This is a genomic window from Caballeronia udeis (assembly GCF_001544555.2).
GTDB lineage: Bacteria > Pseudomonadota > Gammaproteobacteria > Burkholderiales > Burkholderiaceae > Caballeronia > Caballeronia udeis.
In genome coordinates this window covers 16,701-30,793 of sequence record NZ_FCOK02000049.1, presented here as the reverse complement: position 1 = coordinate 30,793, position 14,093 = coordinate 16,701, and the positions used below count along the sequence as shown (strand labels likewise).

8 protein-coding genes, 1 tRNA gene and 2 pseudogenes are annotated in these 14,093 nt (G+C 59.5%); 8 read left to right on the top strand and 3 right to left on the bottom strand.

What is annotated here, in order from left to right; all coding sequences use genetic code 11:
* The first annotated feature begins 436 nt into the window (after positions 1-436).
* From AWB69_RS28600 to AWB69_RS28585, 5 genes are all read left to right on the top strand, one after another.
* Positions 437-4,147 (top strand): YadA family autotransporter adhesin, encoded by a 3,711-nt coding sequence (locus AWB69_RS28600; protein WP_062090198.1) that lies wholly within the window; start codon positions 437-439, stop codon positions 4,145-4,147.
* Between the two features lie 258 nt (positions 4,148-4,405).
* A tRNA-Met gene (locus AWB69_RS28595) sits at positions 4,406-4,482 on the top strand.
* A gap of 192 nt (positions 4,483-4,674) precedes the next feature.
* Positions 4,675-5,061: a DUF2946 domain-containing protein gene (locus AWB69_RS46110; RefSeq protein WP_075644008.1), complete on the top strand. Its 387-nt coding sequence runs from the start codon at positions 4,675-4,677 to the stop codon at positions 5,059-5,061.
* Between the two features lie 83 nt (positions 5,062-5,144).
* Complete coding sequence (copC, locus tag AWB69_RS28590; protein WP_062090197.1) at positions 5,145-5,516, top strand: copper homeostasis periplasmic binding protein CopC; 372 nt, start codon at positions 5,145-5,147, stop codon at positions 5,514-5,516.
* A gap of 7 nt (positions 5,517-5,523) precedes the next feature.
* A complete protein-coding gene (locus AWB69_RS28585) occupies positions 5,524-5,970 on the top strand; it encodes a copper chaperone PCu(A)C (protein WP_062090196.1) in 447 nt (148 codons plus the stop codon).
* Between the two features lie 182 nt (positions 5,971-6,152).
* On the opposite strand, the gene AWB69_RS28580 is transcribed toward AWB69_RS28585, so the two are convergent.
* Positions 6,153-7,280, bottom strand: coding sequence for a J domain-containing protein (locus tag AWB69_RS28580; protein WP_062090241.1), 1,128 nt, complete (start codon positions 7,278-7,280; stop codon positions 6,153-6,155).
* A 242-nt stretch (positions 7,281-7,522) separates the two neighbouring features.
* On the bottom strand, positions 7,523-10,006 hold the full coding sequence (locus AWB69_RS28575; RefSeq protein ID WP_062090195.1) for a penicillin-binding protein 1A: 2,484 nt from the start codon (positions 10,004-10,006) through the stop codon (positions 7,523-7,525).
* Positions 10,007-10,654: 648 nt separating this feature from the next.
* Here AWB69_RS28575 and AWB69_RS28570 point away from each other — a divergent pair.
* A pseudogene (locus AWB69_RS28570) lies at positions 10,655-10,919 on the top strand (plasmid mobilization protein); the annotation flags it as partial.
* A gap of 363 nt (positions 10,920-11,282) precedes the next feature.
* Here AWB69_RS28570 and AWB69_RS50885 read toward each other — a convergent pair.
* Positions 11,283-11,447 (bottom strand): annotated as a pseudogene (locus tag AWB69_RS50885) (DUF2177 family protein); the annotation flags it as partial.
* A gap of 390 nt (positions 11,448-11,837) precedes the next feature.
* On the opposite strand from AWB69_RS50885, the gene AWB69_RS28565 reads away from it, so the two are divergent.
* Complete coding sequence (locus AWB69_RS28565; RefSeq protein WP_062090194.1) at positions 11,838-12,518, top strand: PspA/IM30 family protein; 681 nt, start codon at positions 11,838-11,840, stop codon at positions 12,516-12,518.
* Positions 12,519-12,792: 274 nt separating this feature from the next.
* Positions 12,793-13,980: a tetratricopeptide repeat protein gene (locus tag AWB69_RS28560; RefSeq protein WP_062090240.1), complete on the top strand. Its 1,188-nt coding sequence runs from the start codon at positions 12,793-12,795 to the stop codon at positions 13,978-13,980.
* Positions 13,981-14,093 lie beyond the last annotated feature (113 nt).

The following is a 14,093-nucleotide window of genomic DNA, read 5'->3' as shown; positions in this document are numbered from 1 at the left end:
TGGCGAGTGAAAAGTCGGGCGACGCGATCTTGATGTCATTCAGTGCCCGACGTGAATGACACAAATTGTGACATGCCTCGGCGAAGGGGCTTGTATTGGAGCGTCATTTAACTGCTCGGCGACGACTGATACGTTTCATTAGCCCTTCGTTTTTCAATCCTCCATTTTCTTATAAATTCTTAATTCGGCTTAATTCACGCGGCTATCTCAATTAATTCGGGTAGCTAATATGTTGTTTAAATTACATCGCGAGGTTAATTAGGAGCATTCTCATTAAGGCATTTCATCTCGCTCAGTAGAGTTCGAACCTTGTCCACGCAGCCATCAGCGAGTCCACCTGGATTCGGCACTGGCGCTGACCCGGTATGCAGATCTGATCTCTTTAATCTGCGTGCTTGCGTCACGGATCCGAATCAACTCTACGCAGGAATGCAAAATGAACAAGGTTTATAAGTCAGTCTGGAATGAATCCGTTGGCGCATGGGTCGCGGTCGCTGAAACGGCTGCTGCGCGTGGCAAAAAATCATCGGGAAGGGCTCGCGCGTCTTTGGGTCTCTCAGCGATGGCCGTGGCTGGCGCCAGCCTCGGATTGCCCTCCGCGGCAACCGCAGACCAGGTCGCCATAGGCGCGGGATCAGTGGCGAGCGGAAGCAACACCACGGCCATTGGTACCAAGGCCATATCGAGCGGCGCAAACGAATCCATCGCCATCGGTTCCGACGTTCAGAGCACCGCTAACGATGCGGTCTCAATAGGCTCGCAAATCCGCAATGCAGCAGCATCATCCATTGTTATTGGCAGCAATGACGTCGCGCTCGATGCAGCGTCCACGCAAAGTGTTTTATTCGCACCGGATACGGGCGCAGTAACAAACTCCGCCCATTCGTTCTCGTTCAACCCATATGGCGGAACCGGCACGTCGAACTCGAGCGACGCCATTAATCTTTCCGGCACAGCCGCGGGCGCGATCGGCGGCGTGACGATTGGCTCAAAGTCGTCGGTTACCGCAGCCAATACAGTGGCGGTGGGCGCATCGGCAGTCGCGTCCGCAACGGACGCCCTTGCACTTGGTCATGGTGCAAAAGCATCGTTCTCCAATTCCGTTGCGCTGGGCGCCAATTCGGCTGCGACTCGTGCGAACACCGTCTCGGTTGGTGCTGCGGGCAAGGAACGCCAGATCACCAATGTGGCACCGGGCTCGGAGCTTACCGACGCGACCAACGTCGGACAACTCAACGCGCTTTCCGATGTTGCCGTCAAGTACGACACCAACCCGAATGGCTCAGTGAACTATCAAAGCGTGACGCTTGGCGGTTCAGCCGCCACCAAGCCAACCAAAATCACGAACCTGATAGCAGCCGACCTTGCCACATCCAGTTTGGACGCGGTCAACGGTTCGCAGTTGTATGGAACCAACCAGCGCGTAGGTTCACTCGAAACGTTCGAAACGAATATCAACAACGGTGGCGGCATCAAGTATTTCCACTCAAATTCGTCGCAGGCCGATTCGTCCGCGACGGGAGCGGACGCGGTCGCCATTGGCGGCTCGGCACAGGCATCGGCCAACAATTCGGTCGCACTGGGCGCCAACTCGGTCGCGAATCGCAAGGATTCCGTGTCGGTAGGCGCGGCCGGCAACGAGCGCCAAATCACCAATGTGGCAGCAGGTACACGAGGTACGGATGTTGTCAACGTCAACCAACTGCAGAGCGTGACTACCCTGCTCGGCAACGGCGCAACGCTGAACGCCGACGGCACGGTCAATGCCCCTGTCTACACCGTCGCTGGCGCCACCGCCAACACCGTGGGCGACGCCGTCACCAAGATCGACACAGCATTGACGAGCAAGGTCGCGTACGACTCGACCAGTCATACGCAAGTGACGCTGGGCGGCACGGCCCCGACCGCGCAGGTCAAGCTCACCAACGTGAAGGCCGCTGATCTGAACGCGACCAGCACCGACGCCGTCAACGGTTCGCAGTTGTTTGGAACCAATCAGCGTGTCGGCTCGCTCGAAACGTTCGAAACGAATATCAACAACGGTGGCGGCATCAAGTACTTCCATTCCAACTCCACACTTGGCGATTCATCGGCCACAGGTGCAGATTCGGTAGCGGTCGGCGGCGCAGCCGTCGCATCTGCGAAGAATGCAGTGGCGCTCGGCTCGAACTCGGTTGCAGACCGTGACAACACGGTATCCGTCGGCGCGGCAGGCCACGAACGCCAGATCACCAACGTGGCAGCGGGCACCGCGCCCACCGACGCAGTCAATTTCGGGCAACTGACAAGCGTATCGCAGGATGTCGCAAAGCTTGACAGCTTTGCGGTGAAGTACGACACCTTGGCCGGCCAGCCAAACTACGAAAGCGTGACGCTCGGCGGCGCAGGCGCTACGAAACCGACCAAGCTCACGAACCTGGAAATTGGCGACCTGACCTCGACCAGCACGGACGCCATCAACGGCTCGCAGCTGTACTCGACCAATCAGCGCGTTGGCTCGCTCGAAACGTTCGAAGGCAATATCAACAACGGCGGCGGCATCAAGTACTTCCACACGAATTCGCAACTCGTCGACTCATTGGTGACGGGGAAGGATTCGGTCGCTATCGGTGGCGCAGCCAATGCATCTGCGGACAATGCGGTCGCACTTGGCTCGAACTCGGTTGCTGATCGTGCGAACACGGTTTCTGTCGGCGCAGCAGGCAAGGAACGTCAGATCACCAACGTGGCAGCGGGCACCGCGCCCACTGACGCAGTCAATGTCGGCCAACTCACTGTGGTGTCGAATAACCTCGACACGCTCGGCAGCTTCGCCGTCAAGTACGACACGGACACGGACGGCACACCGAACTACGAGCGGATCACGCTGGGTGGCGCAGCGGCCACGAAACCCACGTTGCTGACGAACCTGGACAACGGCAAGTTGACAGCCGACAGCACCGACGCCGTGAACGGGTCGCAGTTGTATGCGACCAACCAGAACGTCGCCGCGCTTCAGGACTTTACGAACAACGTCAACAACGGTGGCGGCATCAAGTACTTCCATACCAACTCCACACTTGGCGATTCATCGGCGACGGGTACGGATTCGGTGGCTATCGGTGGCGGCGCCTTGTCGTCGGGCAAGAATTCGGTAGCACTCGGTTCGAACTCGGTCGCGGACCGGGACAATGCGGTATCGGTCGGCGCGGTTGGCAGCGAACGTCAGGTCACCAACGTCGCGGCCGGTACGGCCACCACCGACGCAGCCAACGTCGGGCAGCTCAACGCCGTATCGAGCAGCGTCACCTCGCTTAGCGCAAGTGCGATCAAGTACGACACCAACGCCGACGGCGCGCCGGACTATGCCAATGCAACACTCGGCAACGGCAATGCGACAGGCACCTCGCTGCATAACGTCGCGGCAGGCACGAGCGACAGGGACGCGGTCAACCTGAGCCAGGTGAACAGCCTCATTGGTCAGGTCACGAACATTGCCAACAATGCGTATAACCCGCTCTTCACAGCAGACGGCGATCGCAACTCGGAAATCGCCACATCAAGCGGCAGCTATTCCGTCGCATCGGGTGCAAACGCGGTGGCGTCCGGCGTCAATGCGGTAGCGTCCGGCGCAACGTCGGTCGCAAGCGGCGCCAATGCTGTTGCGTTGGGGGCGAATACATCGGCTACGGCAAGCAACGCGGTCGCGTTGGGCGCAGGCTCGGTGGCGGATCGTGCGAATGCGGTATCAGTCGGTACGACAAACGCCGGTGGCCAGCGTCAGATCACGAACGTCGCGGCTGGTACGGACGGTACCGATGCCGTCAACGTGAACCAGATGCAGCAGTCGGTGAACACGGGCGTGAAGTCGGCGAAGGGTTACACGGATGCACTTCGCTCCGACATGAACAGCAGCCTGTCGATCGCGAACAACCACATCAACAGCGTCGGTGCGATGAGCAGCGCGATGGCGATGATGGCGGGCAGCGCGGCAGCCGTCGCCGACAAGGACAACCGCTTCGCGGCAGGCACGGGTGTGTATCGTAACAAGGCAGCAATCGCGCTCGGGTTCCAGAAGCGCTTCGGGACCAACATGGTCATCACGGTCGGCGGTTCGACGACCGGCGAAGAAAGCACAGGAGGCGCAGGTTTCGCCTTCGGGTTCTAAGCAGCATACGAGCAACCCGGCAGCGTAGTGGAAACACACGGCCGCAGATCTCTCCGGTGAGATTTGCGGCCGTGTTTTCATATGCGCTCAACGCTGTTCGGATAACGTCACCCCGTTACTCGCAGCGCCTCAGGACATGAGAGCACGAACAGTCTCGACGCTCCTCACCAACTCAAGCTGTGCTCGATCAATCCATCAAAACCCAGGCAACATGACAAACATGTTGCACTGCGACGCCCGTTGTCTTATAATCTTTTTCGCGGGGTGGAGCAGTCTGGCAGCTCGTCGGGCTCATAACCCGAAGGTCATAGGTTCAAATCCTATCCCCGCAACCAAGGATTAAAAGTCAAAAGCCCGGTTCTCCGGGCTTTTTTCATTTCTTGCGTGAACGCTGTCTCAGCCACCGGGTTCTGGCTGCTCCTGGTCTTGTGCTGCGCTGAATGGTCGCCATGGAAGCGCACAAAGTCGCTCATGCACGCGTGGCATAATCAGCGGCTAAACCCGCTTTGGAAGCCAACGTCAGTCTCATGCGCCGTCGCCTCGTCCGCAAGTTCGGCAGCCTCCTCGGATTGCTTGCGATCCTGATGACCGCGCTCGCTCCGGCCGTGTCGCAAGCACTTGCCTCCGGCGCGCAGCCCGAGATAATCCTGAGCGCGTTCTGCTCGGCAACATCACCGAGCCCGCAGACCGGCACTGACAAACCCACTTCTTCCCAGCACTCCGCGGCAGGTCATTGGAACGCATGCGGGTACTGTAATCTCGCGGCGCATTCACCCGCAGCACCGCTTGGCTCAAGTGCATATCACGCGCATGCCACATTGGGACCGTTGCCCGATAACGCCCCTGCACAACCCTTCCCGCCGTATGCGCCAGTCTTCGCTGCACAACCTCGTGCACCGCCAGTCTTCGTCTGATTCTTCTTCGCGCTGCCGCCGGCTAAGTGGCCGGCACGCACCATTCGTGTCACCCGGATCAACCGAGATCACACAGGATCAGCATGAACACGTCCCTCGTAAACATGGTCAGGCATGGCGGCCTTGGCGCCCTGCTCCTCGCCACGGCTCAACTGGCTCTTGCGCATGCGCATCCCACGCAGCAAACGCCCGCACCTGGCGCGACCATCGAAGCACCGCATGAAGTAACCATCGATTTCACGGAAGGTCTCGAACCCGCATTCAGCACGCTGACTGTGGTCAATGCAGCGGGCAAGCAGGTCAACAGCGCGAAATCAGTTGTCGATGCGACCAACAAGAAACATATGAGCGTCGCCCTCGGCGATCTGAAGACAGGCGCGTATCAAGTGAAATGGACTGCCGTGGCTGACGACGGTCATCGTACGCAGGGCCATTATCTCTTCAACGTAAAGTGAGCTGAACATGAAAAAGAACACCCTGATTCACGCCGGTTTGCTGGCTTTTTGCGCTCTTGCTGCAACCGGCGCGCAAGCCGTGACGCTCGAAGTACACGATTGCTGGATCCGTTCGATGCCGGCTAAATTGCCGTCGTCGGGCTACTTCGTGATATCGAATAGCGGCGATAAACCCGCTACCCTTACCGGTGCCGAAACGCCCGCGTTCGGCATGGCGATGCTGCATAAGTCGACGAGCAACGGCAGCACATCGACCATGTCGATGGTCGAATCCGCCGAGGTGCCGGCGCACGGTACGCTCGCATTCGCCCCGAGCGGTTATCACCTGATGCTCGAGGACGCACCCAAGCCTGTGAACGTCGGATCAACCATCCCGTTGAAGCTGACGTTCGCGGATCAATCGAGCATCGAGACGACCTGCGTGGTGAAGCCGGCGTCCACGCTCGGCAAGTAAACTCACTAATCTCGCAGCAGCAAAAAAGCGTGCCGCAATCAGATTGCGGCGCGCCTTCTTACTCAGCAGGACCTACAGCGGACCGGCTTGACGAAACGCAGAAGTCCGGCGGCCAGATCCACTCGGAATGCGCGCCTCTATGCGCACCTTGGCGCATATGTCAACGCCAATATCGCGAACGATCAATAAGGCAGATCACCGAATACGTCCATTCCCGCCACCTGCTTTGCGGCCTTGAGCCACGCCTTGAGTTGCCTGATGTCGTCGAACGCCTGCAGATCTTTCTCCAGCGCGCGTATGTCCTTCTTCAGCATCGAGATATCGCTATCCAGATTGCGCACGATAGTGCCGGGGGCGACAACCTCAAACGGCGCGATTCCATAGCTATTCTTGAACGCGGCTTCAACGTGCATGATCTCTTGATCCAACTCGCCGACTTGTTCCTTCAAGATCGTGTTGTAGTGCTTTAGCCGGTCTTCGCTGATGTTATTGATCGCGTTCTGATCAATGTGTTCCAGTTCCAACTGCAACTCCAGCAGTTGCAGCAGATTGTTGTTTGCATAGGCCTGGTTCACACGCTGCATCAGCGAGGTCTTCCGGTCGCGTTCCTCGGGGTCAGTCTCACGATCAGGATGCAGCGCGCTGGCCAGTTTGCGATACACCTCGCGAATAGATTGACTGAGCTGCGCCTGCTCGGCTTGCGCTTGCGCCTCCGCTGCGATTTGCTTGGCTGTCTTTTTCCGCTTGGCGCGACGCTCTTCCCGCGCCTGGCTTTCAGCGAGATCCTGCGCCTCACGCTGCTCAATCTCCGCCTGCACGCGCTTATACACAGCTTCAGGTGAGCTCATATCCAGATCGTCGCCCAGCTCCACTCCGAGCATGTCTTCCAGCACCCATTTCATGTCCTCCAACTCCGACGCCGCCTCACGGTCGTAATCGGATTGGCTGTGCTTGTTGTATAGCGCCTTTAATTCTGGATCGCCGCTTTGCGCAACAAGATCGCTGGCAAGCTCCGCGATCACGTCGGATGCCGTGCGACGTTCTGCTTTCGTCAGACCCTTCTGGTCGCACACCTGATCGAGACGGTGCACTAACCGGATCCGCAAATCCTTCAGCGTCCGTTCGAGAGGCGTAAATTCGCCGACAAATTTGTGGTGGAACGCGGAAACAACGCCCTCCCATGCAGTAAGCCGGGCACGTCGTTTCTCGATTTGCTTGATCAGCGCGTTAAACGCCTTTTGCCCCTTCGACAGAGCGGTCCGGTTGTGATCCGGGGCTATGCCGACGAACTTCAGGTTCGTTCTGGTCACTGTGTACGGTTCCTTCGATTGATATGGGCGCGAGTTTTTGGCAATTTTAGCCAAAAACTGCTCCTAGCCGTGTCAGTCCCTCGTCGCGAGAACGAGCAGGAACACCGCTGATGGATACCCCTGCATGCTGAATCTGGATCACACTGAGCGACGCGCGATCACAATCGACCACTATGGGCGCACGGTATCGCGCGCTCATAGTGATTGATGCGAGCGACGTAAGCACGCCGCGCATCTCCCAATCAATGCCCCTTGAAGAGATCCATGATCTCCTGGCGCTCGGCCGGGTTCACGCTGGGCGGCGGCACGCTCGGGGGCGTCAATCCACCAGGACCGACACCGCCCACCGCATCGCTTGCACCTTCGATCGGATTCGCTGAATCCACGCCGATGCTCGCGACAAAACCGTTGCCCGGCGTTTTATCGGCGAAAAACAACTCGCCGTCGACGGTCGTCAAGCCGTCAGGCATCGCCATCTGCTGCTGTGGGATCTTGGCGAGCGCCCGTTGCATGTACTCCACCCAGATCGGCAACGCAAGCTGTGCACCGAACTCACGGCTGCCAAGCGACTTCGGCTGGTCGTATCCCATCCACGCGATCGCCACGAGTTGATGCTGGTAACCCGCGAACCAGCCGTCCTTCGCATCGTTGGTCGTGCCAGTCTTGCCCTGCAGGTCGTTACGCTTTAGCACGTTGGTGCCCGCGCCCGTGCCACCGGTCGCGACCGAATGGAGCAAGCTATTCATCACATACGCGTTGCGCGGCTCGAGCGTTTGCGGCGCGTTGCTGCCGGCAACCAGCGGATTGGCGCGCGAGATCACCGTGCCGTGTGCATCGGCTACTTCGCCGATCAGATACGGATTGATCCGTGAACCGCCGTTGGCGAACACCGAATATCCACCGGCCAACTGCAGCGGCGTGACAAGGCCGGCACCGAGCGCGAGCGGCAGATAGGGTGGTGTTTTATCGACATCGAAACCGAAGTTCTGCGTGACGTAATCCTGTGCGTACTTCGTGCCTATGTACGAAAGGATGCGGATCGACACAAGGTTCTTCGACTTCTGCAAGGCCGTGCGCATGGACATGGGACCATCAGGCTGGTCATCGTCCTTCGGCTCCCACGCCTGGCCACCCGGGCTGGTCGGCGGGAAATACAGCGGCGCGTCGTTGATGATGGTTGCCGGTCCAAGACCCTTTTCCAACGATGCCGAATAGATGAACGGCTTGAAGCTCGATCCCGGCTGGCGCCACGCCTGCGTAATGTGGTTGAACTTGTTCTTGTTGTAGTCGAAGCCACCAATCAGCGCGCGAATCGCACCGTCCTGCGGCACGAGCGAAACGAGCGCACCCTCGACCTGCGGCAACTGCGTGATGCTCCAGTTGCCCTTCGCGTCCTGTATCACGCGCACGATGGAACCCGGCTTGATCCGCACCGCCGCCGATGCGTTGCTGCGCAAACCAGCGGCGACAAAACGCAAGCCGTCGCCGGTGATGGTCGCCGGATCGGCATTGACGAACGTCACGACCACCTGCTTCGGATTCACCGATGTCACCACGCCCGCGATCAGGTCGCCGTTATCGGGATGATCGGCGAGCGCGTCGTCGATCGCTTCGTCGCGGTCATCCTCGTTCGTCGGCAGATTGACGAAACCTTCCGGCCCGCGATACCCATGGCGCCGCTCGTAATCCATCACGCCCTTGCGCACGGCGTCATACGCCGCTTCCTGATCGGCGGAGTCGATAGTGGTGGTCACCGAAAAACCACGCGTGTATGTTTCGTCGCGATATTGCGCGTACATCAGCTGCCGGACCATTTCCGAGACATATTCCGCGTGGACGCTGTACTCCGTACCAGCCACGCGCGCGTGTATTTCTTCGGCGCTGGCCTGGTCGAATTGCGCCTGCGTGATGAAGTTCAAATCGAGCATGCGCTTCAGGATGTACTGCTGACGCACCTTCGCACGCTTCGGATTGACGACCGGGTTATACGCCGACGGTGCTTTTGGCAAGCCCGCAAGCATCGCGCATTCGGCAAGCGTCAGGTCCTTGAGGTCCTTGCCGAAATATACCCGTGCCGCCGATGCGAACCCATACGACCGCTCGCCCAGATAAATCTGGTTCATGTACAGCTCGAGAATCTGGTCCTTGGTCAGCGCGCGTTCGATCTTGTACGCGAGCAGCATTTCGTAGATCTTGCGCGTGTAGGTCTTCTCGCTCGAGAGGAAGAAGTTACGCGCGACCTGCATGGTGATCGTACTGGCACCTTGCGACGCTCCGCCGTGCATGATGTCGCTCAGCCCTGCGCGCGCAATGCCAATGAAATCGACGCCGCCGTGCTCGTAGAAGCGGTAATCCTCGATCGCGAGGACGGCCTTCTTCATCTGGTCGGGAATCTCGTCGAAGCGCACGATCCGACGCCGCTCCTCGCCAAATTCGCCGATCAGCACGTGATCCGCGGTGTAGATCCGCAACGGCACTTTCGGCTGATAGTCCGTGATTGCGTCTAGCGAGGGCAGATTCGGCCCCATCACCACCAGCGCATACCCGATGATCAGCGCGCCGACTATTGCCGCGACGACAAAGAGCCCGACGAACCACAACACGATGCGCAGCGCGATCGAGGGTCCGGCTGAAGACTTGGCGGGTTGACGGTAACGATTGGGACCATCTTGATCCCGGTCATCGCGTGGAGCGTTTGAGGAATTCGGTCGTTTGATGATTGGCATGACTTGGATTGAACGGCGCGCCCCTAAGGCGCCCGGTGCGCAACGCCATGAAACCGCGTAACGATAAATGTTGGGGTGAGCGAAAGCCGTGGCCGGCTCCGCCGTGTAGCCGATGTGTAGCGCTGCGGCCTGATCGACACAGGGAAACGCTCAAAAAAGCGCTTCCCGGGAATGGACCTGGACTGCTGCGTCGCGTGCCGTTGCCCCCGGACTGGCTGCGCGTTTCTGCGAATGGATCGTTATCGTATTGTAAGAAAAATTGCAACACTGACGGCCCCGCGCAGAATAACAGCGCATTTTAAAGAATTCGAGCGCCGAGCACCGGCAGTGAAGGGATTTTTTTGTAAGTAAATCCCGTATAACAGGCCGCCGCGACGGGTGTGTCCGGCAAGGCCGTCCGTCCGGCGTTATCGCGGAGAGGGTACTAGCACCACTATCTCAATATTGCAAGCGCTCGATGCGGATAGCGTCCGAAGCGCGGCTCGGGGAATGTGCGCACGCGCACGAGACGATGGCAAAACGATATGATGGAAACGTTGGTTGCGTGGTTTGCCGTACCGCCGCGTACGCCGAAAGCGCATCAAATGGCGTTGCCCGTGTCGGATATCGGCCGTTCTGACTTGCCCAGCCCTGCTTAGCGAGGCGCTCATGACTACCAAACCCAGCGAACGCATCGTTGTTTTTGTCACTCCTGCGCAGAAACTTGCGATCACCAGCTCTGCGGACGCTCTTGGCGTCAGCGTCAGCGAACTCATGCGGCGCGCCGTATTGAGCTTCAATGCGACCAGCGAACAGGTGAAGGCCGCAAGTCTTGTAGACCGATTGCGTGCGCCGAAAACGCCTGACCCGCTGAATGTCGCGCTGCGGCAAGTCGCTGAACGAGCCGCCGCGCGCGAGGCCCGGGACGCGGCGCTTGTAGCGAAGGTGGCCAGCAAACGCACGTTGGCAACTGAAGGGCCGAAGCCTTTGGCTGCGCTTGAACCGGACCCGGACGACGTGCTGCCGCAAACCTGCGATTCCGGAGACGACCTCGGTGCACCGGATGAGTCGGACGAAGACGCGTCGTTTTCCAGGCGCTCCTGACCGGGCGGCCCGGAGGTTCAGTCGCGTTTCGAGTTGAACTCCCCGCGTGGTGATAGCGACCACGCCTGGCCACTGCGCCCCATGGGGCGTGCATGGGACGAGCGTCGCGCTTCAGCCTCGGCATCGCCAGGTTGGTGAGATTGCACGCGGCATACGCGACGATTCCGAACACCGCTCCGTTCACCAGTCCCGCGATATGGATCACGTAGAAAATAGCCGCCCCGTCAGAATCGGGTTTCGGCAAAAATAATTCGCCAATCTCGCATTGATACAAATTCCGCAGGGTCACACCAGGCCCGATGGCGTCGAGAATCCGGAAAACGATCGTAGTAACGGCGAATGCAGCGGCCAACGTCATCGGCATGGCCGGCGTTCTTATCTCGTTGAAAAACCTGAATTTCCGTGACGGTATTCGCTAAATCAAACGCATGGTGTACCGTTAAGATAATCCTGTTAAGCCCGGTTTAAGCCGTTGCATGGTTTAATACAGCGGCAAAAATCAGATGCCGTGCAAGGGCGTTGTCATGATGACCAAGGATCATGCTCAGTCGGCGGAACCAGCCGTCAATGTGCGGATTCCCGCTTCGCAACAAAATGTATCGGCGAGCTTGTAATCCGTGCGCCCGGCCCGATTTACCCGACGCGCGACGCCGTGGGCGCCGCGCTTAATCAGACGTTGGCGAACGTTCACAGAATGTTCATCGAACGTTGCTGCCTGGCAGCCGACTTCATTTCCAGGAGGAAACTCATGTCGCTTTTGGATTCCATCTCGCGCACCGTCAAGGGTCTGCTGAACGACGCCGCCGACACCGTGCAGGACCCGTCGCGCGACGCTCGCCAGATCGTGCGCGAGCTCGACGACAGCATCGCGAAGGCCGAGAACTCGCTGATCGAAATCGAGGCGCAGGTCGCCACGCAACAAAGCAAGCGCGATGTTGCTGCCGAGAAAGCGAAGAAGTACGAAGACGGCGCCAAGCGCGCGCTGCAAAGCGGCGACGAAGCGCTTGCCCGCGAAGCTTTGGGTGCGCAGGCAAACGCTGAAACAGAACGCGATGCACTGGCCGCCGAGCTGGTTACCCTGGTGCCGTCGGTGGATCACCTGAAGCAGCAGATCAACGACATGCGCCAGCGGCGCAACGAGCTCAACTCGCGGTCGAACATTCTTCAAGCCAAGCAGCAGATTGCAACGGCGAAAGATGTCGCGGCAACCGCGCTGGGCGGTATTGGCGGCAAGAACCTGTCGGAAGACTTTCAGAAGCTGGAAGACAAGGTCCAGTTGTCGAACGCACGCTCGGATGCCCGGCTGAACTCGGCCGATCAGAAGAGCGGCAAGGCACTCGAAGACAAACTCGCAGCGCTCACACATGGCCCGTCTGTCGAAGACCGCCTGGAAGCGCTCAAGAAGCAGATGAACACGCCGGCGCAGTAAAGTGTCGGTTCTCAGGCCGGCGCGACGGTTTCGCGGCGGCCTGAGACTGAGGTAGGACAAGAACAAGCCAGGACAAGAGCAGGACCAAGGCTTGCGCCCTTCGGGGCGGACGCCGGACAGCGCAAATCAGCAGGGAGGTCAGCCTCCAGGCTGCACGCGGTCGGTTGAAGGCGCGGCGAACGGCGCAAAAGCGCAGTTGGCCGCGAGCAACATTGGGGTATTGCATCGAAATGTCGCATGGAATGGAGACGGGTGCGAACGCCCCGGTCCGCTGATGAAAAAATATGTGATGGCTGTAGTTGCTTCGCTGATGCTGGTCTCAGCGGCGGCCTTCGCCGCCGTGCCGAGCGCCGGCCAGATCGAGCAGTCGATGACACAAGGAAACTGGAGTCAGGCCGACGCCCAGTTGCAGGAAGTGCTGCAGGCGCATCCGAACAACGCCAAGGCGCACTATTTATACGCGCAAGTGCTGGATCGCGAAGGCCGTTCCTCCGACGCGCTCGCTCAGGTTCAACAAGCGCGCACGCTCGACCCCGCCATTAAATTCACTGACCCGGCACGCTTCAATGCCATGGAAGCGCGTATCCGCTCGGATGCAAACCGCGTGAATTCATCGACCAATACGTCTAATTCGACGTCTGCCTCGGTCACGCGCAATCCGTTCAATCAAGGTGCCGTAGCGGCTCCCGAAAGACACGGCCCGTCAATGGGCATGTGGGTGATGCTTGCGGTCCTGTTCGCCGGGATTGCGCTCGTGCTGCGCTGGGGTCTGAAACGCGCGCGTTCCAACGACGACGGCCAGGCCGACGCCGATCGACGCACGCAGTTGAAGCGCGCGACCGAACTGCTCAACGACGTCCGGTCGCTGAAGCTCGACGTCCGTTTATCGACCCAGCCGGGTCACGAAGCGATGCTTCAGGAAGTCGAAGGCATCGAGACACAACTGCGCCAGATGGTCGAAGCGCTGTCCAATTCGAAAAACCCGGTGCCGCCGTACGCGATCGAAGATTTGTCGAACCAGATTGACAGCGTGCGGGCCCGTTCGGAAGGCCGGCCCGATCCACGCGCAACAGCCGCCCCGGCAAGCGCCGATGGCCAATCGGTTTATGCGCAGGAAGCTGAGCGCTTTGGGCGCAACCCGCAAGGTCAGCCGCCTTATTCGCCTTATCCACCGCAACCGCAACAACAGCCGCCGGTCATCGTGCAGCAAGGCGGTGGGTTTGGTGGCGGCATGGGTGGATTGCTGACCGGCGTGCTGCTGGGTGAGGCGCTGTCCGGCGGCAACCGCGAGCGTGTGATCGAACGCGAAGTTCCGGTCGACGACGACGAATTGCGCCGCCGCCGAGGTGGCGACAACAACGGCGGTGGGCTCGACTTCGGCAACGGTTCGAACGACTGGAGCGACAACGGCGGCGGCGTCGACCTGGGCAGCAACGATTCCGGCAACTGGGACAACAGCTGAACTGACTGCCGGCCGCGCCGGCTACGCTGAATGTTAAAAAGCTCCGAACGAAATCACGCAGATTCGTTCGGAGCTTTTTTGTTGGTGTGGCCGGATTCAACGCATGTCCAGGC

Excerpts from the sequence above, each read along its gene's own strand:
- AWB69_RS28600 (WP_062090198.1), top strand. The coding sequence starts at position 437 with ATGAACAAGGTTTATAAGTCAGTCTGGAATGAATCCGTTGGCGCATGG.
- AWB69_RS46110 (WP_075644008.1), top strand. The coding sequence starts at position 4,675 with ATGCGCCGTCGCCTCGTCCGCAAGTTCGGCAGCCTCCTCGGATTGCTT.
- copC (WP_062090197.1), top strand. The coding sequence starts at position 5,145 with ATGAACACGTCCCTCGTAAACATGGTCAGGCATGGCGGCCTTGGCGCC.
- AWB69_RS28585 (WP_062090196.1), top strand. The coding sequence starts at position 5,524 with ATGAAAAAGAACACCCTGATTCACGCCGGTTTGCTGGCTTTTTGCGCT.
- AWB69_RS28575 (WP_062090195.1), bottom strand. The coding sequence starts at position 10,006 with ATGCCAATCATCAAACGACCGAATTCCTCAAACGCTCCACGCGATGAC.
- AWB69_RS28565 (WP_062090194.1), top strand. The coding sequence starts at position 11,838 with ATGTCGCTTTTGGATTCCATCTCGCGCACCGTCAAGGGTCTGCTGAAC.
- AWB69_RS28560 (WP_062090240.1), top strand. The coding sequence starts at position 12,793 with ATGAAAAAATATGTGATGGCTGTAGTTGCTTCGCTGATGCTGGTCTCA.